The sequence below is a fragment of the Nocardioides sp. NPDC006303 genome, assembly GCF_040613175.1.
Lineage (GTDB): Bacteria > Actinomycetota > Actinomycetes > Propionibacteriales > Nocardioidaceae > Nocardioides.
This window is the reverse complement of record NZ_JBEXRR010000015.1, coordinates 34795-57680: the sequence shown is the minus strand read 5'-3', so window position 1 is coordinate 57680 and position 22886 is coordinate 34795. Positions and strand designations below refer to the sequence as shown.

Here is a 22886-nt window from a genome sequence, read left to right as displayed (position 1 = left end):
TCACTTCTTCCCGGCACCCTTGTCGGTGGAGGGCTGAGTGGTGGAGAGCGCGGCGACGAAGGCCTCCTGGGGGACCTCGACGCGGCCGACCATCTTCATCCGCTTCTTGCCCTCCTTCTGCTTCTCCAGCAGCTTGCGCTTACGCGAGATGTCGCCGCCGTAGCACTTGGCGAGGACGTCCTTGCGGATGGCGCGGATGGTCTCGCGGGCGATGACGCGGGCGCCGATGGCGGCCTGGATGGGCACCTCGAACTGCTGCCGCGGGATGAGCTCCTTGAGCTTGCCGGCCATCATCACGCCGTAGCCGTAGGCGGCCTCGCGGTGGACGATCGCGGAGAACGCGTCGACGGGCTCGCCCTGGAGCAGGATGTCGACCTTGACCAGGTCGGCGGCCTGGTCGCCGCTGAACTCGTAGTTCAGCGAGGCGTACCCCTTGGTCGAGGACTTGAGCTGGTCGAAGAAGTCGAAGGCGATCTCGCCCATGGGGAGGACGTAGCGCATCTCGACGCGGTCCTCGGAGAGGTAGTCCATGCCGCCGAGGGTGCCGCGCTTCTTCTGGCACAGCTCCATGATCGTGCCGATGTAGTCGGACGGCGAGAGGATCGTGGCCTTGACGACCGGCTCGCGGACCTCGCGGATCTTGCCCTCGGGGAACTCCGACGGGTTGGTGACGATGTGCTCGGAGCCGTCCTCCATGATCACGTCGTAGACCACGTTGGGAGCCGTCGAGATGAGGTCGAGGTTGAACTCCCGCTCGAGACGGTCGCGGGTGATCTCCATGTGCAGCAGGCCGAGGAACCCGACGCGGAAGCCGAAGCCGAGCGCGCCCGACGTCTCCGGCTCGTACGTGAGGGCCGCGTCGTTGAGCTGCAGCTTGTCGAGCGCCTCGCGCAGCACCGGGTACTGGTCGCCGTCGATCGGGTAGAGCCCCGCGAAGACCATCGGGTTGGGGTGGGAGTAGCCGCCGAGCATCTCCTCGGCCGGACGGTTGTTGCCGGTGACGGTGTCACCCACGCGCGACTGGCGCACGTCCTTCACGCCGGTGATCAGGTAGCCGGTCTCGCCGACACCGATGTGATCGGCCTTGATCGGCTCCGGGCTGATCACACCGAGCTCGAGCATCTCGTGGACCGCGTTGGTCGACATCATCTTGATCTTGTCGCGGTGGGTCAGCTTGCCGTCGAAGACCCGGACGTAGGTGACCACGCCGCGGTAGGTGTCGTAGACCGAGTCGAAGATGAGTGCCCGCGCAGGAGCATCCGGGTCGCCGACGGGCGCCGGCACCTGCTTCACGATCTCGTTGAGAAGATTCTCGACGCCGAGACCGGTCTTGGCGGAGGTGAGCAGGACGTCCGAGACGTCGCAGCCGACGAGGTTGGCCAGCTCCTCGGCGTACTTCTCGACGTTGGCCGACGGCAGGTCGATCTTGTTGAGCACCGGGATGATCTGCAGGTCCGCACCCATCGCGAGGTAGAGATTCGCCAGCGTCTGCGCCTCGATGCCCTGCGCGGCGTCGACCAACAGGATCGCAGCCTCACACGCCTGGAGCGACCGGGAGACCTCGTAGGTGAAGTCGACGTGACCGGGGGTGTCGATCATGTTGAGGATGTACGTGCCCGGCTCGGCGCCCGCCTCGTTGCCCTCCGCCACCGTCCACGGCATGCGGACCGCTTGCGACTTGATCGTGATGCCACGCTCGCGCTCGATGTCCATGCGGTCGAGGTACTGCGCCTTGGCCTCACGCTCGCCGACGACACCCGTCAGCTGCAGCATCCGGTCGGCCAGCGTCGACTTGCCGTGGTCGATGTGGGCGATGATGCAGAAGTTGCGGATGATCGCCGGGTCGGTGGACCCAGGCTTCGGCGCGGAGTTCGTGGGCACGGGCTGCTTTCGCTCTGTGTCTCTTGAGGGGGACGTACGTCTTCTTTCGATTGTCCCACGCTCAGTACTGATGGAACCAAAGCGGCAGCTGCACCGACTCGCCCGGGCAGGTCACGTTGCGGTCGCGGCCGTCCTCGAGCCACTGCACCATCACCGCGGCGCCGCCCTGGAACATCCACTCGCCACCGCACCGCTCCAGGGCCGCGGCCCGCGATGCCTCGCCTGCCGGGCGCCACTCGGGCAGCTGCAGCTGCAGGTCGCCGACGATCGGCGTCCACAGGCCCTCGATCGAATAGACCCCGACCCGCTTCCCGGCGTCCTGGTAGCCGGCCAACGCTCCCTTGACCACCGCCTGGTTGGCCTCGATGTCATCGGACCACTCCCAGACCGCGACCGGCTCGACGTCCATCCAGACCGAGGGCGACTCCAGGCCGGCGCGCTCCATCGCCTCGAGATTCCACACCGCCTGCTGGTAGCCGACGTTGGTCAGCCGGCCGATCTTCGTGTCCGGGTCGCCCGGTCCCTCGCCGCCGTACTCACGGATCGTGGCGTCACGGGGGTAGGAGGTGACCGCGTAGGCGGAGGTCATCACCTTGTTCTTCTTGGCCCACTCGACCTGCGAGGCCAAGCACGGGTTGGGGGTGAACGCCGGACCGTTGGTGAGCCCGATGACCACGTACTCCGCCGAGGCGAGCGGCATCGGCAGCCCCAGCGTCCGACGCTCCTTGATGCCCATCCCCTCGGGACACTGCGGCCAGCTCAGATCACCGCCCTCGACGATCCCACGATCGTCGGCGGGCGGGACGGACGGGATCTCCAGCGACTCCGGCGCGCGTGGTGGCGCGCTCGCCGACGTCTCGGGCGCCGGACTAGTGGGCATCGACGGCGAGGTGGACTCGGCCTCAGCCGGGGGCTCGGGGGCGCAGCCGAACAGCACCGGCGCCGTCAGGAGCAGCAGCACAGCGGCGAACAGGTTCTTTCTTGCCCACATCACCGCAGATACTGCCACCCGCATCCCAGCGGGTCACACCTGCGCGAAGTCGTCCCCCATCACCGGCCGGATCTCGATCGGCTCCCCGAGGACCGCGACGATTCGCGACACGATGTCGATGGCGCGCTCCTGGCTGGCCACGTCGATGATCGCGAAGCTGGCCAGCACCTCCTTCAGCTCGGCGAACGGACCGTCGGTCGCGACCGGACCGTTCTCGCCCGGCCGCACCGTGACCGAGACCGCCGGGTGCCCCAGGCCTTCGGTGCTGACCAGCTCGCCCTTGGCCACCAGCTCCTGCTCGAACTTCTGGTACTCCGCGAACGCCGCGAGCGCCTCCTCGGAGGCCGTCTCGGATGGGTCCCAGGCGTCGGCGGGCGTGTAGCCCAGCATCAGGTATTTCATGCCTCGAAAACTAGTCCCCGAAACTAGGCTCTGTCGGCATGACCGGACCGGCGGCACTCGAGGACCTGCTGCGGACCGAGGCGCCGTACGTCCTGAGCGCCCTGGTCCGCCGCTTCGGACGGTTCGAGGCCGCCGAGGACGCGGTCCAGGAGGCGCTGCTGGACGCGAGCGTCCAGTGGGCGCGCGACGGCGTTCCGGAGAACCCGCGCTCCTGGCTGACCAGGATCGGCTACCGCCGGATGGTGGACCTGCTCCGCTCCGAGCAGGCGGCCCACCGCCGCGAGCTCCAGGTCGGGATCGCCGAGGTCGTCACGCCAACTGGCCCGGCGGCCGCGACCGACGACAGCCTGACGCTGTTGCTGCTGTGCTGCCATCCGGCGCTGTCGCGGAGCGGACAGGTGGCGCTCACGCTGCGCGCCGTGGGCGGGCTGACGACGACCGAGATCGCCCATGCGTACGGCGTCCCCGAGAACACCATGGGCACCCGGATCAGCCGGGCGAAACAGACGCTGCGCAAGGCCGGCGCCCGGTTCACGCCGCCCGGAGAGAACGAGCGCGCCGATCGGATCAGCGCCGTGCTCGAGGTGCTCTACCTCGTCTTCAACGAGGGCTACACCGCCACTGCCGGCGCCGACCTGGGCCGGGTCGACCTGGCGCACGAGTCGATCCGGCTGACGCGAATGCTCGCCCGGATCGCTCCCGGCGAGCCCGAGGTCGCCGGTCTGCTGGCGCTGATGCTGCTCACCGAGGCGCGGCGGCCGGCACGCACCGACCCCGACCTCGGCCTGGTGCCGCTGGCCGAGCAGGACCGCTCCCGGTGGGACCGGGCGCTGATCGAGGAGGGGTTGGCCGTGCTGGAGGAGGTGTGGGACGCCGGTGATCCGGGCCCGTTCCGGCTCCAGGCGGCGATCGCCGCGGTCCATGCCCACGCGGAGTCGGCCGCGGACACCGACTGGCACGAGATCCTCGGCCTCTACCTGCTGCTGGAACGTACGCTGCCGACCGCACCGGTCCGCCTGGGCCGCGTGGTCGCGGCGGCTCATGCGTTCGGCCCGGTGGTCGGCCTGCAACTGCTGGACGAGCTCGACGCCGAGCACGGCCTCGCCGGCGATCCGCTGACCGCGCAGCGGGTCCTGGCGGTGCGTGCGCACCTGCTGGACCAGCGGCGCGATCCCTCCGCAGCCGCCCAGTTCCGGGCGGCTGCGGAGCTGACCGCCAACGAGGCCGAGCGCGACTACCTGCTCCGACGCGCGGATCAGACCCGCGTCATCGTCGATTCGTAGCCGCCCTGGCCGGCGTAGTCCCACTCGCCGGTCATGACGTCGCCGGTCTCGTCGAAGGTGCCGACGAACTTCACCGGCGAGCCCTTCTCCCCGCCCCAGATGGTGAGCGTGTCGCCGTCGAGCTCGTAGACGTAGTCGAGGGTGGCGCCGGTGTTGTCGTAGTAGCGGGAGTGCACGTCGGCGCTGGGCTCCTCGCCGAAGGGGCGCAGGTTGCCGATCACCTCGATCCCGGTCGTGACCTGCCCGAACTGCTCCAGGCGTACGTCCTGAAGCAGGAAGTAGCCGCCTTCCATCCAGCGGTAGGTCACCTCGCCGTCCGCGCCGCCGGTCACCTTCCAGGTGCCGATGAGCCGGTCCAGGGCACGGACACCGGGGCTCGGTGCGGGCACTGCGGGCATGGCGTACTCGTCGTTCATGATGTCGCTCCTCGTGTGCGGCCGGCGTCTCCGGCCTTCACCCCTCTCTCGGAGCCCGCCCGGTGATCTCGACATCCGGGTGAAAGAAATTTTTCTTTCACCCGGGGACGGCACCCTTCGCGTACGTGTTCACCGACACGACCCGCGGAACTCACCGGTCGTTCCGCCGGAATCGGCAGGTTTGGTCCATGACCCCACTCAACCGCCGCTCCGTCCTCGGCCTCGGTGCCGCCGCCGGTGCCGGACTCGTCATCCCCACGACCGCAGCCACCGCCCACGCAGCACCCGCCTTCGGCCCTGCCAATTTCGTACGCGGCAACCGCCCGACCCTCACCCATGGCGTCCAGTCCGGAGACGTCGGTGCCCGGGGCGGGGTCCTGTGGAGCCGCGCGGACAAGACCTCTCGCCTGGTCGCGGAGATCTCGGCCGACGAGTCCTTCCGCCGGGCCCGCCCGGTCAGCGGGCCGGTGGTGACCGCGAGGAGCGACTTCACCGGAGAGCTGAAGGTCGACGGCCTCGAGGCCGGGCGCGACTACTTCTACCGGGTCCGTGCCGTCGACCCCGACGACCCGCGACGCGGCAGCGCCTGGGAGCTGGGCCGGCTGCGTACCGCTCCGGCACGCCGCCAGGACATCCGGTTCCTGTGGTCCGGCGACATCGCCGGACAGGGCTGGGGCGCCAACCCCGACTTCGGTGGCTTCCGGATCGCGCCCGCGATGGCGGCGCGCGAGGCCGACTTCTTCCTGAGCTCCGGCGACAACGTCTACGCCGATGGCCCGCTCACCTCGACCGTGACCCTTCCGGACGGACGGGTCTGGAACAACATCGTCACCGAGGAGAAGCACAAGGTCGCCGAGACGCTGGCCGAGTTCCGCGGGCAGTACGCCTACAACCTGCTCGCCGACAACTGGCGCGCGTTCCTCGCCCAGACGCCGATCGTGGCGCAGTGGGACGACCACGAGGTCACCAACAACTGGTACCCGGGCGAGATCCTCCCCGACGACGGCCGCTACACCGAGCGCCGTGTGGATGTCCTCGCAGCACGCGCGAAGCAGGCCTTCCACGAGTACATCCCGGTCGGCGACGCCTCCCCCGACCCGGACGGCCGGATCTACCGCAAGCTCTCCTACGGCCCGCTGATGGACCTCTTCGTCCTCGACATGCGCACCCACAAGGACGCCAACACGACCGACGCCGAGACGAGCGCCGACGGCGGCGTGCTCGGCGAGCGTCAGACCCGCTGGCTCCTGCGCGAGCTGGCCGCCTCTCGCGCCACCTGGAAGGTCATCGCCGCGGACCTGCCGATCGGCCTGGTCGTCCCCGACGGCACCCTGCAGGAGGGCATCTCCCAGGGCGACGCCGGCGCCCCGCTCGGGCGCGAGCTCGACATCGCGAAGGTGCTCACCGGGCTCAAGCGCCTCGGCATCCGCAACCACGTCTGGCTGACCGCCGACGTCCACTACACGGCCGCGCACTCCTACGACCCCGGCCGCGCCGCCTACCAGGACTTCGACCCGTTCTGGGAGTTCGTCTCCGGCCCGCTCAACGCCGGCGCCTTCGGCCCCAACAAGCTGGACCCCACCTTCGGTCCGGCCGCCGAGTTCGTGGCCGCTCCCCCGGCCGCCAACGCCTCGCCCGCCGACGGCTTCCAATTCTTCGGCGAGGTCGAGATCGACGGACGTACGCAGCAGCTCACCGTCACCCTCCGCGACGTCGACGGGGGTGCGCTTTTTACGAGGACGCTGGACCCGAGTTTCCGTTAGGGTCTCCGGGCTAGGGCGTGTCTCTACGAAGACACGCCCTAGCCGTCTCCCGTTCGGGCCCAGGAGGACCAGCAGACCATGAGCGAAATTCATGTCGTCCCCAAGGACATGAAGACATCCATCGGCATCGCCACGGACGCCGAGAGCGCCGTACGCAAAGCCGATTCCGCCGGCTATCTGAGCAAGGCGGGCGCTGCGGTCCCAGGGGCGGAGTCGGTCACCTACATGTCCGATCTCGGCACCCGTTGGACCGATGAGACCAAGGCCGCGGCCGACAGTTCCCAGAAGCTCGCCGCGGAGATGCAGAAGTCTCTCGACGAGTTCGAGGCCGCCGACAAGGCCGCCGGAGACAAGGGCGGAAAGGTCATGGGCCCGAACTGATGGCGATCACGTTCGGCCAGGTCAAGACCTGGAAAGCGGCACCGTTGGGTGACGCCGGCGACGGCCTCAAGGCCGACCTCCGCAAGCTGGAGACCAGCCGCGACGAGCTCGAGGCCAACGGCGTGGCCAAGTCGTGGACCGGTGTCGCCGCCGACGCCGCCCGCGGCCACCGCGACACCCTGGTCAAGAACCTCAGCACCCACATCACCGGCAAGCAGGGTATGCAGAAAGCCCTCTACTCCGCCGAGACCCAGGTCGAAGCCATCGAACGCCTCGTCCAAGGCATCCAGGACCGCGCCAAGACCAACGAGTTCACCGTCGCCGACGACGGCACGGTCACCAGCACCGCCACGCCACCCACCTTCAAGAGCCGCTACGAGGCCGAGGAATGGGGCAACAGCCGCAACACCATCGCCCAGGAGCTCGCCGACGACGTCTCCGACGCCCTCGCCAAGGCAGCCGGCGTCGACCAGATCCTCACCGACGGCATCCCTGCCGGCACCGACGCGGACCTCGACCAGACCCGCGATCAGCGCGGGATGGCCTCCCCCGAGACCACCGAGCGGTGGGCCCAGCTCACCGATGCCGAGCGCAAGGCGATCATCGACCAGAAGATCGAGGAGCTCGCCAAGGAGTACGGCGTCGATGTCGAGGACATCGTCTGGGACGCGCAGGGCAGCACCAACGGCTACTGGAGCGAGGACGACCACACCGTGCACCTCAATCCGGGCAACGTCGACGATCCCGACATCCTGCACACCGTGGCTCATGAGATGCGCCATGCCCGGCAGTACGAGGCGATCGAGGACAACAACGACTTCCAGTTCTGGTGGGAGGACGACCCCTTCGACATGCACGAGGAGGACGGCATCACCGAGGGGCAGGCCGAGGAGTGGGAGGAGAACTTCGACGACTACAAGAGCACCGACAACGGCGACACCTACGACGAGTACTACAACCAGCCCGTCGAGGCCGACGCCCGCAAGTCCGGTCGCGAGTATCTCGACACCCTGACGCCCGCTGAGCTCGACCGCCTCCTGAAGGAGTCGAAATGACGACGTACGCCGACCTGGTCACCGCCTACCTCGATGACCCCGGCCCCGAGACGCTGGCACCGCTGCGCCGTGCGGTCCGCAACTCCGCCAACTTCACCGTCGACCTCGACCTCAGCGCCGTCGACAAGCTGCTCGACGAGGGCGCGTACGCCCAGGCCGCGACCGCGCTGCGGGCACTCATGCCCGGGGCGATCTTCAGCCCGTCTGCCCACCTGCGCCTGGCGACCGCCCTGGAGCGCTCCGGTGAGGAGCGATCCGCCGCTCGCGAGCGCCAGGTCGCCAGCGCCGCCCTGCGGAGCATCCGGGCGACCGGTGACGGCACCCAGGAGCATCCCTGGACGGTGCTGCGGATCAACGACGAGTACGACCTGCTCCGCGCCCTCAAGAAGGTCCCCGGCCGCCAGGATCTCCTGGAGGCCGACGGGCGGCGTATCGACCGCCACACCTGCACCGACGGGACCCTCGTTCACTTCGACGCGACCGCGCTCGTCTGATGGCGATCACGTTCGGCCAGGTCAAGACCTGGAAGGCGGCACCGCTGGGTGACGCCGGCGACGGACTCAAGGCCGATCTTCGTAAGCTGGAGACCAGCCGCGACGAGCTCGAGGCCAACGGCGTGGCCAAGTCCTGGACCGGAATGGCAGCGGACGCCGCCCGAGGGCACCGCGACGGTCTGGTCAAGAACCTCAGCAGCCACATCACCGCCAAGCAGGAGATGCAGAAGGCGCTCTACACCGCCGAGCCCGAGGTCGAGGCGATCGAGCGCCTCGTCCAGGGCATCCTCGACCGGGCCAAGACGAACGAGTTCAACGTCGCTGACGACGGCACGGTGACCAGCACGGCCACCCCGCCGACCTTCAAGAGCCGCTTCGAGGCCGAGGAGTGGGGCAACAGTCGTCAGAACGTCGCCCAGGAGATCGCCGACGAGATCGAGAAGGCAATGGCGAAGGCCGTCGGCGTCGACGCGATCCTCGCCCGCGGCCTGCCGACCGGCATCGACGAGCAGGGCGACGAGTACGGCAACATCGACCCGGCCATCGCGGAGCAGTGGGAGACGCTCAGCATCGAGGAGCGCAAGGCCGTGCTGGAGGCGATGGTCAAGAAGATCGCCGCGGAGAGCGGTGTCGACATGCCCACCATCGACTGGTCCGATCTGGAGAACGACGACTGGAGCGACGGCAGCATCACCTACGGCTACTGGAACGACGAAGAGCCCACGATGGCGCTCAACCCCAACGTGCTCGACGACCCCGGCCAGCTGATCAACACCGTCGCCCACGAGGTCCGTCACGGCCGCCAGCACGAGGCCATCGACGACAAGAACGACTGGCAGTTCTGGTGGGAGGACGACCCCTTCGACGAGCACAAGGAAGACGGGATCAGCGAGGGGCAGGCCGAGGAGTGGGAGGAGAACTTCGACGACTACAAGAGCACCGACAACGGTGACTCCTTCGACGATTACTACAACCAGCCCGTCGAGGTCGACGCCCGCAACTCCGGCCGTGACTACCTGAACAACCTCACCGAGGAGGAGTTCAACCGCCTTCTCGAGGAGTCTCGATGACGACGTACGCCGACCTGGTCTCCGCCTACCTCGACGACCCCGGCCCCGAGACCCTCGGGCCGCTTCGCCGCGCGGTCCGCGGCTCGGCCAACTTCACCCCCGACCTCGACCTCGACTCGGTCGACAGGCTGCTCGCCGAGGGGTCGTACGCCTCGGCCGCCGCCGAGCTGCGGCGGGCCATGCCGGGGGCGATCTTCAGCCCGTCGGCCCACCTGCGGATGGCCACCGCGCTGGAGCAGTCCGGCGACGGGCGCGCCGCCGCCCGCGAGCGGCAGGTCGCCGGGGCCGCGCTGCGAAGCATCCGCTCCACCGGCGACGGCAGCGAGCAACATCCATGGTCGGTGCTGCGTATCAACGACGAGTACGACATGCTCCGAGCCCTCGACAAGGTCCGGGACCGCCAGGATCTCGTCGAGACCGGAGGCCGTCGTCTCGACCGCCTCACCTGCACCGACGGCACCGTCGCCTACTTCGACGTGTCCTCGTTCGCCTGACCGACCTCTCCAGAAGGACCGATGAAACCCCGAACGTACGTCCTCAGCGTCCCGCTCATCGGCGTGCTCGCCGCCGCGCTCCTGGCCGGGTGCGCCGGCGACCCCGACCAGGACGGCTGCGACATCTCCGCGCTCGGGACGTCCGGCGGCTCGATCAGCCTGGCCGCCGCGGTCATGCCGTCGCGGCTCGACGCCGGCTCGCTGGTCGCCGGCCCGGACGGGAAGTACGTCGTGGCCAGCTGCACCGACGGCACCTGCCGCTGGAACGCCGCCGGTGGTGCGTACGAGTCGATCTCCGAGACCGGCTACGGAGCCATCAGCCCGGACCTCACACTCGTCGCAAGGAAGGTCGGCTGCTCGGACATCGCGCTGGTCGAGGTGGACGGCGACGAGCAGGTCCAGCGGCTGGAGGGCCTGCCGAACCCGAAGGTCACCGACGCCAGCCCGGTCGGCGAGATCGCGTTCAGCCCCGACGGCGAGCTCGTCGCCGGCGCCGGGCTCGAGGGCGACCTGATCATCTGGTCGGTCGAGGACGGCGACGAGGTGGCGAGCACCGATCTCGGCAACGGTGTCGGATCGATCTCCTTCAGCCCCGACAGCAAGCAGGTGGCGGTTGCCTCCGGCGACAGCGTCTCGGTGCTCGAGGCCGAGTCGGGTGACGAGGTCGGCACCCTCGCGGCCGCGGGCAGCGCCGCCCCGGTCTGGAGCCCGGACGGCCGCTGGATCGCCGGCGTCACCACCGAGGGCTACCCCACGATCTGGGACGCCGAGACGCTCGAGGCCGCCGAGACGCTTCCCGGTCACCCGGTCGCCGCCGTCGCCTTCTCCCCCGACTCTCGCTCGCTGGCTGCCACGAGCGACACCGACGATGCCGGGCTGATCCTGTGGGCACCCAAGGCGTTGGGCGGTACGGGCGAGTCCCGTGACCTCGTCCGGACCCCGTTGTCTGGCTCGAAGGTGATCTTCAGCCCTGACGGCAAGACCCTCTACACCGCGTCGGCCGAGGACGGCGTCGCCGCCTGGGACGTCGCCACCGGCAAGCCCGCCGCACAGCTCGACCAGCCGCCGATGTCCTAGCTGCCCGTGCCGTGGTGCGCTGGCGCATCCGGGCCGGCGTACACAAGGATGTGGTCGTGAGCGCGATCCCGACGAACATCCCGCACGGGCAGACCGCCCGCCGCCTGGAGTGGCCCCACCTGCCGCCGTTCCTGCGGTCCTCGATCGAGAAGCGGCTCGGCGGTGGGCCCGTGGTCTCGGCGGAGTCGCACGGGGCCGGGTTCACGCCGGGATTCGCCTCGGTGCTGACCTGCCAGGACGGCTCCCAGCACTTCGTGAAGGCGGCCTCCGCCAAGGCGCAGCGCGACTCCGCGGCGCTCTACCGGGAGGAGGCGGCGAAGCTGAAGAAGCTCGCCGGCTGGGTCCCAGCCCCGAAGCTGAAGTGGTTCGACGACGGCGAGTGGGTGGTCCTGGCCTTCGAGCACATCGAGTCGCGGCTGCCGTCGCGGCCCTGGACTCCCTCGGACCTCGAGATCGTCTCGCAGGCGCTGGTCGAGACCGCCGCCGCGCTCACCCCGGCCCCGGGCATCGGCTGGCCGACCTTCGCCGAGGAGCACGCCTCGTACCCCGCCCTGTGGGACCGGGTCGCCGGCTACCCGCACGCCGAGCGGGCGGCCGAGATCGCCGCCGGGTTCGTGGAGCACACCGCCGGCGAGACGCTGGTCCATCTGGACGTACGCGACGACACCATCCTCATCCGCCCCGACGGTGGCGTCCTGCTGGTCGAGTGGACCTGGCCGGTCCTCGGCGCCGACTGGATCGATTCGCTCCTGCTGCTGGTCGGGCCGCGCGGTGACGGCCTCGACGCCGAGTCGTTCCTGGCCACCCATCCGCTGCTGTCGCAGGCCGCACCAGAGGCCATCGACTCCGTCCTGGCCCTCTTCGCCGGCTACTTCCTGGCCGCCGCCGACCAGCCGGTCAAGACGACCTCGCCCCACCTCCGCAGGATGCAGCGGTGGCAGGGCGAGGTGTGTCTGGACTGGCTGGCGGAGCGCCGATCCTGGGATCAGGAACCGGCGTAGAGGATCAGGATCCGGCGTAGAACGCGTCGATCCGCGCCTGCTCCTTCGCCTCCACGACGTTGCGCTTCACCTTCAGCGACGGGGTCAGCTCACCGCCCTCGACGGTCAGGTCGTGCTCGAGGATCTCCCACTTCTTGATGGTCTCCCAGCGGTTGAGGCCGGCGTTGAGCTCGTCGACGTAGCCGCCGATCAGCTCACGCACCTGCGGCGAGGTGACGATCTCCTCGTAGGACTTCCCCTCCAGACCGTGGGAGGCGCCCCAGGCGGTGATCGACTCGGGGTCGAGGGCGATCAGGGCGCTGACGAAGTTGCGGTTGGCACCGAAGACCAGGAACTGGCTGGTGTAGGGGCACAGCGCGGCGAACTTCGACTCGATCGCCGGCGGCGCGACGTACTTCCCGCCCGAGGTCTTGAAGAGCTCCTTGATCCGGCCGGTGATGGTGATGTAGCCCTCCTCGTCGATCGAGGCCTTGTCACCGGTGTGGTACCAGCCCTCGGCGTCGAGCGCCTTGGCGGTCTCCTCGGGCAGGTTGTGGTAGCCCGGCATCACGTGCGGGCCGCGGATGAGCAGCTCGTCGTTCTCGCCGATCTTCACCTCGCTGCCCGGGAACGCCTTGCCGACGGTGCCGAGCTTGTTCTCCGTCAGGGTGCCGACGGACGCGCCCGCGGCGTTCTCTGTCGAGCCGTAGCCCTCCATGATGAGGATTCCCGCGGCCCGGAACCACTCGGCGATGTCGCGGTTGAGCGGGGCGGAGCCGGAGATGAAGAAACGTACGCGGCCACCGAAGCGGTCACGGACCTTGCTGAGCACCAGCTTGTCGAGCACGGCGTGCTTGAGCGCCATCGAGGTCGGCACGGACTTGCCCTCGCGCAGCAGCCGGTCGCGGGCGATGCCGTTGGCGAAGGCGGAGTCGAAGAGCTTCTTCTTCACACCACCGTCGTTCTCGACCATCATCGTGATCTTGGCGTGCACCTTCTCGAAGATGCGCGGGGCGGCGCCCATGAAGGTCGGCTTCACGATCGCCAGGTTGTCGACGATCTTGTCCATCCGGCCATCGATCGCGGTCGGGAAGCCGCAGGCGATCTGGATCGAGAGCAGCACCTTGCCGAAGACGTGCGACATCGGCAGCCACAGGAACTGCAGGTCGTCGGGGCCGAGCACGTCGCCCTGGACCCGGACGGCCTCGCCCTCGTAGACCCAGGCGCGGTGGAGCAGGCGCACACCCTTCGGCCGGCCAGTGGTGCCCGAGGTGTAGACCAGGGTGGCCAGGTGGTCCGCGGTGATCTTGGCGGCGGTCTCCTCGATCAGGTCCGGGTGGTCGGCGAGGTACTTGTCGCCGATGGCCGCGAGGTCGTCCAGGCCGATGACCCGCTCGCCGTCGGTCGCGCCGTCGAAGGTGATCACCTTGACGATCTCGGGCAGGTCGGCGGCCCTGTCGGCGATCTTGGCGAGCTGACCGTCGTCCTCGGCGAAGACGAAGCGGCACTCGGCGTCACCGAGGATGTAGGCGGTGTCGTCGACGTTGGTCGTCGGATAGACCGTCGTGGTGGCGCCACCGGCGAGCATCACCGCGAGGTCGGCGATGATCCACTCGTAGCGGGTGGTCGAGGCGATGCCGACCCGCTGCTCGAGCTCGAGGCCGAGCGAGACGAGGCCCGCGGCGAGCCGGCTGGCCATGTCGCTGGCCTCCTTCCAGGTCAGCGACTTCCACTCCTCTCCGCCTGCCTCGGTCGTCGAGCCGACCACGGGGTAGCGGAACGCTTCCGCATTCGGGGTCGCCTTGACCCGGTTGAGGAAGTGAAGGGCGAAGTTCGCCGGCATCTCGTCGAGGAATGCGAGATCGATCGCGGACTGGGTCGGCATGATTCTCCTGGCCTGCAGTGTGTGCGTGGGGGTGAACGGTGGGCGGTTAGCACGAGAGGGACCGCGCGGGGGACCCTAGACGCTGGAGCCGAGCCGCAACAGGGGGTTCCGTCGGAAATCTCGTGACCGAGATCACCACAGCCTACCCCGGAGTAGCTACGTGAGGTACGGCGATTTGAGGCCAAACGACGCGAGTCTGTAATCTTGACCGCAAGCGTGTTCGCGTAGGCCTCTCCCCTCTCACTTTCCCCGAGGGGCCGGATTGAGAGCTCGCACCACCACACGTCGAAGCACTGGAGATTATTCACCCATGGCGAACATCAAGTCGCAGATCAAGCGCAACAAGCAGAACGAGAAGGCGCACGAGCGCAACAAGGCCGTCAAGAGCGAGCTCAAGACCGTCATCCGCAAGTTCCACGCCGCCGCCGAGGCCGGCGAGAAGGACGCTGCGGTCGAGACCGCCAAGGTCGCCACCAAGAAGCTCGACAAGGCCGCCTCCAAGGGCGTCATCCACAAGAACCAGGCCGCGAACCGCAAGTCGGCGATCGCCAAGAAGGCTTCCTCCCTCTGAGGTAGCCCCACCGAAGCCCCCGTCCTCCGCGACGGGGGCTTTGTTCATTTGCCGAGACGTCGCCCCCGTCGGCCGAGTGGGCGCTTGCGTCGGCCGAGTGGGCACCGTGATGCCGTCTCGACCGACGCACCTGACGCCTCGGCCGTCCTAGTTGACGCCTCGGCCGACCGGGGTGACGGCTCGGGAGGGTCAGCGCTGGCGGAGGGCGGCGATGGTGAGGACGAGGCGCTCGAGCGTGTACGCCGGGTCGCTGGCGGCGCCCTTGAGGTCGGCGTCGGCTCGGGCGACCGAGCGGAGGGCCTCGCCGATGCCTTCGCGGGACCAGCCGCGGGCGAGGCCGGCGATGGACTTCTGCTTCCAGGGCGGGGTGCCGCTGTCGCGGATGCCGGCGACGTGGTTGGCGACGGTGCGCAGCTGGCCGGCCACGGCGGAGAGGACATAGACCGGGGAGGAGCCGGTGTCGAGCGCCCAGCGGATCTCTTCGAGGGCCTTGACCCGGTCGCCGGAGATGATCGCGTCGGCGATGACGTAGTTCTTGACCTCGGCCCGGCCGCCGAAGTACTGCTTCACGTGATCCAGGCCGAGTCGCTTCGCCTCGTTGTCTCCGGCGAGCTGGCTGGCCGCGGCCGCCAGGGAGCGGAGGTCCTGGCCGACGGCCTGGATCAGGAAGTCGGCGCCCTCCTCGTCGATGCTTGCTCCGTGCAGCCGCAGCTCGGCCTTCACAAAGCTGCCGAACTCACGCGCCTTCAGCTCGACGGACTTGTGCTCGGTCACCTTCGGGAGCTTGCGGAGCTTGGCGAGCGTGCCGCTTCCCTTCTGCCCACCGCCGTGGACGAGGACGAGCGCGACCTCCTCCGACGGCATGCCGGCGTACTCCACCAGGCCCGCGACCGACTCGTCCGGCAGGTTCTCCAGGTTGCGCACCACGACGCAGCGGATGCTCGAGAAGAGCGACGGTGCGCTCAGCTCGCCGAGCGTGGCCAGCGTCAGGTCAGCGGCGGTCGCCTCGGAGACCTCAGCCTCGGCGTCGTAGGCCTTCACCGCGGCCTTTGCCGCCCTGACCGTACGCTCCCCCAGGAACTCCTCCTTGCCGGTCACCAGCGTCACCCGGCCCAGGACGTCGGAGGCCGAGAGGTTGCCGGTGGGGCTCGGTGCGGAGGCGGTGCGTGCCATGCTCAAACCCTCCCACACGGCACCGACACTTATCGCGTCACCACGGCGGCCTCGCCTCCCGACTCGACGACCGCGACCGAGCCGTCGCGGTCGGTGCGGTAGACCTTGGTGCCGCTCTCCTCGAGCCCCTGGACCGTGGCGGTGGCTGGGTGGCCGTAGTCGTTGCCGGCACCGACGGAGGTGAGCGCGACCTGCGCCCGCAGCGTACGCAGCCAGTCGAGGTCCTGATAGCGCGAGCCATGGTGGGGCACCTTGAGCACGTCGATGTCGAGCTCGGCCAGGTCGTCGGCGAGCTGGTCCTGTCCCTCCGGCTCGATGTCGCCGGTCAGCAGCAGACGCAGGCCGCGGGACTCGACGAGAAGAACCACGCTCGCGTCATTGGCGGTGGAGCCGTCCCCGGGGCCGCGGGTGTCGGACTCGCCCGTCGGCCAGAGCACCTGGAGCCGCACCTCACCGATCGTGGTCGTGGCTGCGTAGGGAGCCGGAACCGGCACCACCCCGGCGGCACCGGCCGTCTCCCCGAGGACCCGTACGCCCTCGGGCGGGTCCTGGAGCCGCGAGGTCCACAGCTCACCGACCCGCCGCCCAGTGAAGACACCTTCGACACCGTTGACGTGGTCGGCGTGGAAGTGGGTGATCACGGCGAGCGGAACGTCCTCGATCTCGAGGCGGTCGAGACAGTCGTCGACGAGGTCCGGATCGGGGCCGGCGTCCACGACGACGGCACTCCCCGACCCGGTGCGCACCACCAGGGCGTCTCCCTGTCCGACGTCGCACATCACGAGCACCCATCCCGGTGGTGGCCAGCCCGGGCTCGGCAGCCGCACCAGCGCGACCGCGAGCAGCACCAGGCATCCGGCCACTCCGGTGACCGGATGCCGCAAGACCCGCGGCGCCAGGAAGGCGATCGCGGCACAGACGACCACGAGCGCCGCCAGGGCCAGCGGCCCGGTCGCCCAGCCGACCTCCGCGGTCGGCAACCCGGCGCCGAATCGGGCCACCGCGATGATCCAGGCGACGCACCAGGTGGCGATCGTGCCCGCGACCATGCCGAGCGGATCCCACACCAGCCCGAGCAGACCTCCCAGGAGACCGAGCACCGTCGCGGGTGCGACGGCGGGCTCGACGAGCAGGTTGGCGAGCACCGCGACGAGACTGACCTGGCCGGAGATGGCGGCGACCACCGGGGTGCAGGCCAGCTGCGCCGCTGCCGGGACCGCGATCGCCTCCGCGCACCACTGCGGCATCCAACGTCTCAGAGCGTCGCGCCACGGTGGCCCGAAGAGCAGGATGCCGGCCGTGGCCAGGACCGAGAGGGTGAACCCGATCGAGGTCGCCAGCCCGGGGTCGATCAGCAGCAGCCCGATCACCGCCGCGCCGAGCCCACGCAACGCTCGCTGGCGTCCGTTGTGCGTCATCGCCAGCAGTCCGACCGCACCCATCGCGGCGGCCCGCACCACGCTCGGCTCGGTGCGGGCCAGCACGATGAACCCGAGGATGCCGAGCACCCCGACGGCGTACAGCCCTCTCCCCCGCACCCCTGCCCAGCGGGCCACGATCAGCAGGAAGCCGACCACCAGGGTCAGGTTGGTGCCGGAGACCGCGAGCAGGTGGGTGAGCCCGGTCGTACGGAAGTCGTCGGCGAGGTCGTCGGAGAGGCCGGTGTCGTCACCGTCGACCAGCGCCGGGACCAATGCCGCCTGGTCCGGTGGCCGGTGTGCCACGGCGTCCCGGATCGAGGCACGCAGCGTCTCCGAGGATCGCCACCAGATCCCTGGACCGGCGACGACTCGCGGAGGGCCGGCGATCAGCAGCGCGGACTCCTCGTGGGAGTCACTCTTCCCCAGCCGTCCGGTCGTCGACACCGTCGCTCCCAGCGGGATGTCCGCCCACGCGTCGTCGCCGAGCACGACCACCGGCGTACGCAGCCTGTAAACCACCCCACGGCCCCTGATCTCCCGCACGCTGGCGCGCCGGAGCTGGTACGTCCCATGCTGACCCGTCACCTCCTTCGGGTCGGTGGTCACGGTGGCGATCACCCGCACCTGCGCCTTGCGCATGGCCAGGTCCGCGACCGGGTTGTCGCTGACCCGGGCGGCGTGCAGGCCCGCGACGACGGCGGTCCCGGCGACCATCAGCACCAACGCCAGCGCCGTCGGGCGGCGCTTCCGAACGGCCCATCCACCGCCGATGCCGAGGACCGCGGCGAGGAGCACCATCAGAACCACCGCGGAGCGTCCGCCGGCCACCACCACCGGCCCGGCCAACGCCCCCGCCCACGCACCGGCCCCGAGAAGCGGCAGTCGCAGGTCGTTCACAACGTGACCAGCGGTGCCAGCGAGTCGTAGGTCTTCGGTCCGATCCCGTCGACCTCGAGCAGCTCGTCGACGGAGGTGAACGCGCCGTTGGTGGTGCGCCAGTCGATGATCGCCTGCGCCGTCACCGGGCCCACCCCGGGCAACGTCTCCAGCTCTTCCAACGAGGCGGTGTTGAGGCTCACTCCCGCCCCCGGCGCCCCAGCCGCCGGACCACCGGAGCCGGCGGCCGCAGCACCCACTCCCCCGTTGGGCGCACCGACCACGATCTGCTGACCGTCGCTGAGCAGAGCAGCGAGGTTGAGCCCGGCGAGCTGCTTGTGAGGGGCCCCACCGGCGGCCTCGACGGCATCCACCACCCGCGAGCCGACCGGCAGCACGACGATGCCGGGCTTGGGCACCTTGCCCTCCACGTCGACCGTCACCGTCCCGGCCGACGCCCCGCCCGACGGCACCGCGGCCGCGCTCCCGGGCGCCACCGAGGCGGTCGGCAGCGCGACCAGCGGGGAGGCCGAGGGCGAGGCCCGGGCGGCCGGCACCACCTCCGGGTCGGCGCGGATCATCCACCAGCAGGCCACCGCCAACCCGGCGACCAGCACCAGCGAGACGACGACCAGATGCCAAGGACCGAGGGTCACCCGCCCGCGCAGCGGCTCGGGCAGCACCGCATCAGGCGAGATCACGACCTGACGCCGAGACGCGTGGCGTCCCGGGACCGGCACCAACGGATCCAGCTCCGCGGTGTCGGTCGCGCGCGGCCCGTCCCACCACGGCGGCTGCCAGCCCTCCTCCTCGCCCTCGTCCTCCTCCCCCGGCGGGTCGAGCTCGGCGCGCAGCTGCTCCAGCCGCCGGGCGACGGCATCGGCGTGATCAGAGGTCGGTCGGGTCCGCATGACGCCGAAGGTATGCGCCCGCGCCGACGCTTCCGAGCGCGTTCTCAGCGCCTGTGGACAACCCGATCCTCAACCGTCCCTGTGGACGGTAACCGGCCCGGAATCAGGCACAGATCAGGCCCAGAATCAGAGCTTGGGCCCCACGACGACCGCCACACACCCGGGCCCGACATGCGCACCGAGCACCGCGCCCAGCACCCCGACGCGTACGTCGCCGTTGATCTTGCCGTCCAGCTCGGCGCAGAGCCCCTCGGTCATCGCGGCCGCCCGGTCCGGGCTGCCCAGGTGAGCGACGACGATCTCGACAGCGTCCGCGTCCTCGCTCGCCTCGACCCCGAGCGCCTGCAGCCGCGCGATCGCCCGCTCAGCCGTACGCACCCGCTCGTGCGGAACGACCCGCCCGTCCTCGATCGTGAGCAGCGGCTTGACCGCCAGCGCCGTCCCGAGCAGGGCGGCAGCGGCTCCGATCCGCCCGCCGCGGCGCAGGTATTCGAGCGTGTCGACGTAGAAGTAGGAACGAGTGGCGGCGACCCGCGCCAGCGCGGCCTCGCGCGCCTCTGCAGCGCTTCCGCCGCGCCCGGCCACCTCCGCGGCAGCCAGAACCGCGAACCCGACCCCGGGTCCGACCTGCCGTGTGTCCACGGTGATCACCGGCACCGGAGCCTCCCGCGCCGCGAGCATCGAGGACTCGCACGTCGCGCTCAGCTCCGCGGAGAGGTGGATGGAGACGATCTCCTCGAAGCCCTGCGCCGCGAGCTTTTCGTAGACCTCCGCCAGAAGTGCCGGCGAGGGCCGGGAGGTCGTCACCGTCTTGTGCGCCGCCAACGCCGCCAGCAGCGCTTCGGGCGACGTCTCCTCCACCCCGTCGTCGTACGACGTCCCATCCACGATCACCTGCAACGGCACCGAGGTGATCAGCTCCGTGGCATCCCCGAGATCGGATGGAAGCATCGCGGTCGAGTCGGTCACGATCGCTACCCGGGCCATGTCAGAAGCCTACAGATCGACCCATCGCCCCGACAGCGCGAGCCGATCCGTTCAGACGACGATGTTGACGAGCTTCGGCGCGCGGACGATGACCTTGCGTACGGTCTGACCCTCGATCGCGGCCGCGATCGTCGGGTCGGCCAGCGCCGCTGCCTCCAGGTCGGCCTCGGAGATCGAGGGCGAGACCTCCAGGCGCGCACGCACCTTGCCCTTGATCTGGACCACTGCCGTCACCGAGTCCTCCACGAGCAGGTGGGGCTCGGCCGCCGGCCACGCAACCCGCGCAACCGTCGGCTCGTGCCCCAGACGCTCCCACATCTCCTCGGCGGTGTAGGGCGCGACCAGCGAGAGCAGGATCGCGACCGTCTCCGCGGCCTCACGTACGGCGGGGTCGGCAGGTCCGACACCGGAGTCGATCGCCTTCCGCGTCGCGTTGACCAGCTCCATCACGCGAGCCACGACCACGTTGAACCGGTAGGACTCGATCAGCTGCTCGGCCTCGGCGATGGTCTTGTGAGTCGTACGCCGCAGCGCGACGTCTCCACCGGAGACGTCGGCACCCGGGGACGACGTCACGTCTCCGGCCAGGCGCCAGGCCCGCTGCAGGAACTTCACCGAACCCGCCGGCGAGACGTCGGCCCAGTCGATGTTGTCCTCCGGCGGGGAGGCGAAGACCAGAGTCAGCCGGGTCGCGTCGACACCGAACTCCTCCAGCACGTCCGACAGGTTCACACCGTTGCCCAGCGACTTCGACATCTTCTTGCCGCCGTTGATGACCTTGCCCTGCGACAGGTACGCCGAGAACGGCTCGTCCCAGTCGATCAGGCCGATGTCGCGCAGCGCCTTGGTGAAGAACCGCGCGTACATCAGGTGCAGCACAGCGTGCTCGTCGCCGCCCAGGTAGAAGTCGACCGGGCCCCACTCCGAGGCCAGCTTCGAGTCGAACGCCTGGGTCTCGTCGTTGGGCGTCAGGTAGCGCAGGAAGTACCACGACGAGTCCACGAAGGTGTCCATCGTGTCCGAGTCACGCGTGGCCGGACCGCCACACTTCGGGCACGACACGTTGACCCACTCGGAGGCCGCCGCCAGCGGCGAGACACCCTTCGGCTTCAGGTCAGCTCCGGCCAGATCGGGCAGCTGCACCGGCAGCTGGTCGTCCGGCACCGCCACCTCACCATCGACCGGGCAGTGGACGATCGGGATCGGCGCGCCCCAGTAGCGCTGCCGCGACAGCAGCCAGTCACGCAGCCGGTAGTTGATCGTGCCCTTGCCGTGGCCCTCGGCCTCCAGCTTCTCGATGATCTTGTGGATGCCGCTCGCCTTGTCGGCGACGCCCTCCAGCTCCGGCGAGTTCACGTACGCGCCGTCACCCGCGGTCGCGACGTACGTCTCCTCGGGGTTCTCCGCGCCCGGCACGTCCACCACGCGGCGCACCGGCAGCGAGAACGCCTTGGCGAAGTCCAGGTCGCGCTGGTCGTGGGCCGGGACGGCCATCACGGCGCCGGTGCCGTAGTCGGCCAGCACGTAGTCGGCCGCCCACACCGGGATCTGCTCGCCGTTGACGGGGTTGGTCGCGGTGACGCCCAGGTCGACACCGGTCTTGGGACGGTCGGTCGCCAGCCGGTCGATGTCGGAGGCCTTGCGTACGTCCTCCAGGTAGCCCTCCAGCGCAGCGGCCCGGTCCGGCGCCACGATCTCGGCAGCCAGTTCCGCGTCGGCGGCGACGACCATGAAGGTCGCCCCGTACAGCGTGTCCGGACGGGTTGTGAAGACCGTGACCTTCTTGGTCTCACCGGAGGTCAGCGAGATCTCGAAGTCGACGTGCGCGCCCTCGGACCGGCCGATCCAGTTGCGCTGCATGTTGACGACCTTGCCGATCCAGGTGTCCTGCAGCTGGTCCAGGCCGTTGTAGAGCTCCTCGGCATAAGCCGTGGTCTTGAAGTACCACTGCGTCAGGTCACGCTTGGTGACCACCGCGCCGCAGCGCTCGCACTCGCCGTTGACGACCTGCTCGTTGGCCAGCACGGTCTGGTCGTTGGGGCACCAGTTGACCGGCGACTTCTTGCGGTAGGCCAGGCCGGCCTCGTACAGCTTCAGGAAGATCCACTGCGTCCACTTGTAGTACTCCGGGTCGGAGGTGTGCAGACGGCGCGACCAGTCGAAGGAGATGCCGTAGCGCTTGAACGACTCCGCCTGGGTCTCGATGTTGGCGTAGGTCCAGCCGGCGGGATTCTCGTTGCGCTTGATCGCGGCGTTCTCGGCAGGCAGGCCGAAGGAGTCCCAGCCGATCGGGTTCAGGACGTCGAAGCCCTTCAGCCACCAGTAGCGGGCCAGCACGTCGTGCAGCGCGGTCACCTCGGCGTGGCCCATGTGCAGGTCACCGGACGGGTAGGGGAACATCGTGAGCGCGTAGCGCTTCTCGGCCCCCTCGCGCTGGCCCGCCTTGAACGGCTCCAGCTTCTCCCAGATGGGGCGCCACTTGTCCTGCAGCTCGTTGACGTCGTACGTCGCGTGCTCGGCCTGCTCCTGCGTCATTGGTCTTTCGTCCTTGTCGAGTGTCGTGCGTCGAGACTGCTTCTGAAAGAAGCCCTACAAATGAGAAGGGCCCCTCACATGGAGGGGTAGCCGCGTGACCGGGGTGTGTCCCTCAGGGCCAGCGCGGCTGCCTAAGAAGCAGGACAGACATCTGCATATGTCCAGGGTAGCCGACCACCGCGGCCACCGTCATTCGCGACCCCGTACGCGGGCATGGTCCGTCTAGGTCAGAGGACCTGG

20 protein-coding genes are annotated in these 22886 nt (G+C 69.5%); 10 read left to right on the top strand and 10 right to left on the bottom strand.

All coding sequences use genetic code 11. The annotated features are described in order from the left end of the window. The 3 genes from lepA to ABZY89_RS13700 all read right to left on the bottom strand — a co-directional run bounded on the left by lepA (window position 1) and on the right by ABZY89_RS13700 (window position 3274). Window positions 1-1881: a translation elongation factor 4 gene (gene lepA, locus ABZY89_RS13710; RefSeq protein WP_355227925.1), complete on the bottom strand. Its 1881-nt coding sequence runs from the start codon at window positions 1879-1881 to the stop codon at window positions 1-3. A gap of 61 nt (window positions 1882-1942) precedes the next feature. Beyond that, a complete protein-coding gene (locus ABZY89_RS13705) occupies window positions 1943-2890 on the bottom strand; it encodes a hypothetical protein (RefSeq protein WP_355227923.1) in 948 nt (315 codons plus the stop codon). Window positions 2891-2905: 15 nt separating this feature from the next. Further along, the gene (locus ABZY89_RS13700) at window positions 2906-3274 is read right to left on the bottom strand and encodes a YciI family protein (protein ID WP_355227921.1); all 369 of its coding nucleotides are present in this window, start codon (window positions 3272-3274) and stop codon (window positions 2906-2908) included. A 38-nt stretch (window positions 3275-3312) separates the two neighbouring features. Between ABZY89_RS13700 and ABZY89_RS13695 the strand changes: the two genes are divergently transcribed. Next, window positions 3313-4557 (top strand): sigma-70 family RNA polymerase sigma factor, encoded by a 1245-nt coding sequence (locus ABZY89_RS13695; protein ID WP_355227919.1) that lies wholly within the window; start codon window positions 3313-3315, stop codon window positions 4555-4557. Here ABZY89_RS13695 and ABZY89_RS13690 read toward each other — a convergent pair. After that, the gene (locus tag ABZY89_RS13690; protein WP_355227917.1) at window positions 4530-4973 is read right to left on the bottom strand and encodes a hypothetical protein; all 444 of its coding nucleotides are present in this window, start codon (window positions 4971-4973) and stop codon (window positions 4530-4532) included. The genes ABZY89_RS13695 and ABZY89_RS13690 overlap by 28 nt on opposite strands. 188 nt (window positions 4974-5161) lie before the next feature. Between ABZY89_RS13690 and ABZY89_RS13685 the strand changes: the two genes are divergently transcribed. The 8 genes from ABZY89_RS13685 (at window position 5162) to ABZY89_RS13650 (ending at window position 12308) form a co-directional block, all read left to right on the top strand. Beyond that, on the top strand, window positions 5162-6736 hold the full coding sequence (locus ABZY89_RS13685) for an alkaline phosphatase D family protein (protein ID WP_355227915.1): 1575 nt from the start codon (window positions 5162-5164) through the stop codon (window positions 6734-6736). A gap of 78 nt (window positions 6737-6814) precedes the next feature. Further along, window positions 6815-7117 (top strand): hypothetical protein, encoded by a 303-nt coding sequence (locus ABZY89_RS13680; protein WP_355227913.1) that lies wholly within the window; start codon window positions 6815-6817, stop codon window positions 7115-7117. Beyond that, window positions 7117-8172, top strand: a complete 1056-nt coding sequence (locus ABZY89_RS13675) for a hypothetical protein (protein ID WP_355227911.1) — start codon at window positions 7117-7119, stop codon at window positions 8170-8172. The genes ABZY89_RS13680 and ABZY89_RS13675 overlap by 1 nt, the downstream gene beginning before the upstream one ends. Beyond that, complete coding sequence (locus ABZY89_RS13670; protein WP_355227909.1) at window positions 8169-8666, top strand: DUF4919 domain-containing protein; 498 nt, start codon at window positions 8169-8171, stop codon at window positions 8664-8666. Before ABZY89_RS13675 ends, ABZY89_RS13670 begins: the two co-directional genes overlap by 4 nt. Then, window positions 8666-9736, top strand: coding sequence for a hypothetical protein (locus ABZY89_RS13665; RefSeq protein ID WP_355227907.1), 1071 nt, complete (start codon window positions 8666-8668; stop codon window positions 9734-9736). Before ABZY89_RS13670 ends, ABZY89_RS13665 begins: the two co-directional genes overlap by 1 nt. Further along, on the top strand, window positions 9733-10230 hold the full coding sequence (locus ABZY89_RS13660) for a DUF4919 domain-containing protein (RefSeq protein WP_355227905.1): 498 nt from the start codon (window positions 9733-9735) through the stop codon (window positions 10228-10230). The genes ABZY89_RS13665 and ABZY89_RS13660 overlap by 4 nt, the downstream gene beginning before the upstream one ends. Window positions 10231-10251: 21 nt before the next feature. Then, window positions 10252-11307, top strand: a complete 1056-nt coding sequence (locus ABZY89_RS13655) for a hypothetical protein (protein ID WP_355227903.1) — start codon at window positions 10252-10254, stop codon at window positions 11305-11307. A 56-nt stretch (window positions 11308-11363) separates the two neighbouring features. Beyond that, window positions 11364-12308 (top strand): hypothetical protein, encoded by a 945-nt coding sequence (locus tag ABZY89_RS13650; RefSeq protein WP_355227901.1) that lies wholly within the window; start codon window positions 11364-11366, stop codon window positions 12306-12308. A gap of 4 nt (window positions 12309-12312) precedes the next feature. Here ABZY89_RS13650 and ABZY89_RS13645 read toward each other — a convergent pair whose 3' ends face one another. Then, entirely contained in the window at window positions 12313-14172 is a 1860-nt protein-coding gene (locus ABZY89_RS13645; protein ID WP_355227899.1) for a long-chain fatty acid--CoA ligase, read from the bottom strand. Between the two features lie 310 nt (window positions 14173-14482). Here ABZY89_RS13645 and rpsT point away from each other — a divergent pair, with 310 nt between their 5' ends. Further along, window positions 14483-14743 (top strand): 30S ribosomal protein S20, encoded by a 261-nt coding sequence (gene rpsT, locus ABZY89_RS13640; protein ID WP_355227897.1) that lies wholly within the window; start codon window positions 14483-14485, stop codon window positions 14741-14743. A gap of 189 nt (window positions 14744-14932) precedes the next feature. Here rpsT and holA read toward each other — a convergent pair whose 3' ends face one another. The 5 genes from holA to leuS all read right to left on the bottom strand — a co-directional run bounded on the left by holA (window position 14933) and on the right by leuS (window position 22646). Continuing rightward, on the bottom strand, window positions 14933-15916 hold the full coding sequence (gene holA, locus ABZY89_RS13635; RefSeq protein ID WP_355227896.1) for a DNA polymerase III subunit delta: 984 nt from the start codon (window positions 15914-15916) through the stop codon (window positions 14933-14935). Between the two features lie 29 nt (window positions 15917-15945). Next, window positions 15946-18234 (bottom strand): ComEC/Rec2 family competence protein, encoded by a 2289-nt coding sequence (locus ABZY89_RS13630; RefSeq protein WP_355227895.1) that lies wholly within the window; start codon window positions 18232-18234, stop codon window positions 15946-15948. Then, window positions 18231-19124 carry a helix-hairpin-helix domain-containing protein gene (locus ABZY89_RS13625; protein WP_355227893.1) on the bottom strand — a complete coding sequence of 298 codons (894 nt, stop codon included), beginning with the start codon at window positions 19122-19124 and terminating at the stop codon, window positions 18231-18233. Before ABZY89_RS13625 ends, ABZY89_RS13630 begins: the two co-directional genes overlap by 4 nt. A 126-nt stretch (window positions 19125-19250) precedes the next feature. Continuing rightward, window positions 19251-20111, bottom strand: coding sequence for a DegV family protein (locus tag ABZY89_RS13620; RefSeq protein ID WP_355227891.1), 861 nt, complete (start codon window positions 20109-20111; stop codon window positions 19251-19253). Window positions 20112-20162: 51 nt separating this feature from the next. Next, a complete protein-coding gene (gene leuS / locus ABZY89_RS13615) occupies window positions 20163-22646 on the bottom strand; it encodes a leucine--tRNA ligase (protein ID WP_355227889.1) in 2484 nt (827 codons plus the stop codon). Between the last annotated feature and the right edge of the window lie 240 nt (window positions 22647-22886).

Bases quoted from the DNA above. Each gene is read 5' to 3' on its own strand.
- ABZY89_RS13690 (WP_355227917.1), bottom strand. From the start codon at position 4,973: ATGAACGACGAGTACGCCATGCCCGCAGTGCCCGCACCGAGCCCCGGT.
- leuS (WP_355227889.1), bottom strand. From the start codon at position 22,646: ATGACGCAGGAGCAGGCCGAGCACGCGACGTACGACGTCAACGAGCTG.
- ABZY89_RS13700 (WP_355227921.1), bottom strand. From the start codon at position 3,274: ATGAAATACCTGATGCTGGGCTACACGCCCGCCGACGCCTGGGACCCA.
- ABZY89_RS13680 (WP_355227913.1), top strand. From the start codon at position 6,815: ATGAGCGAAATTCATGTCGTCCCCAAGGACATGAAGACATCCATCGGC.
- ABZY89_RS13675 (WP_355227911.1), top strand. From the start codon at position 7,117: ATGGCGATCACGTTCGGCCAGGTCAAGACCTGGAAAGCGGCACCGTTG.
- rpsT (WP_355227897.1), top strand. From the start codon at position 14,483: ATGGCGAACATCAAGTCGCAGATCAAGCGCAACAAGCAGAACGAGAAG.
- ABZY89_RS13695 (WP_355227919.1), top strand. From the start codon at position 3,313: ATGACCGGACCGGCGGCACTCGAGGACCTGCTGCGGACCGAGGCGCCG.
- ABZY89_RS13620 (WP_355227891.1), bottom strand. From the start codon at position 20,111: ATGGCCCGGGTAGCGATCGTGACCGACTCGACCGCGATGCTTCCATCC.
- ABZY89_RS13655 (WP_355227903.1), top strand. From the start codon at position 10,252: ATGAAACCCCGAACGTACGTCCTCAGCGTCCCGCTCATCGGCGTGCTC.
- ABZY89_RS13645 (WP_355227899.1), bottom strand. From the start codon at position 14,172: ATGCCGACCCAGTCCGCGATCGATCTCGCATTCCTCGACGAGATGCCG.
- ABZY89_RS13660 (WP_355227905.1), top strand. From the start codon at position 9,733: ATGACGACGTACGCCGACCTGGTCTCCGCCTACCTCGACGACCCCGGC.
- ABZY89_RS13670 (WP_355227909.1), top strand. From the start codon at position 8,169: ATGACGACGTACGCCGACCTGGTCACCGCCTACCTCGATGACCCCGGC.
- ABZY89_RS13625 (WP_355227893.1), bottom strand. From the start codon at position 19,124: ATGCGGACCCGACCGACCTCTGATCACGCCGATGCCGTCGCCCGGCGG.
- ABZY89_RS13665 (WP_355227907.1), top strand. From the start codon at position 8,666: ATGGCGATCACGTTCGGCCAGGTCAAGACCTGGAAGGCGGCACCGCTG.
- holA (WP_355227896.1), bottom strand. From the start codon at position 15,916: ATGGCACGCACCGCCTCCGCACCGAGCCCCACCGGCAACCTCTCGGCC.
- ABZY89_RS13685 (WP_355227915.1), top strand. From the start codon at position 5,162: ATGACCCCACTCAACCGCCGCTCCGTCCTCGGCCTCGGTGCCGCCGCC.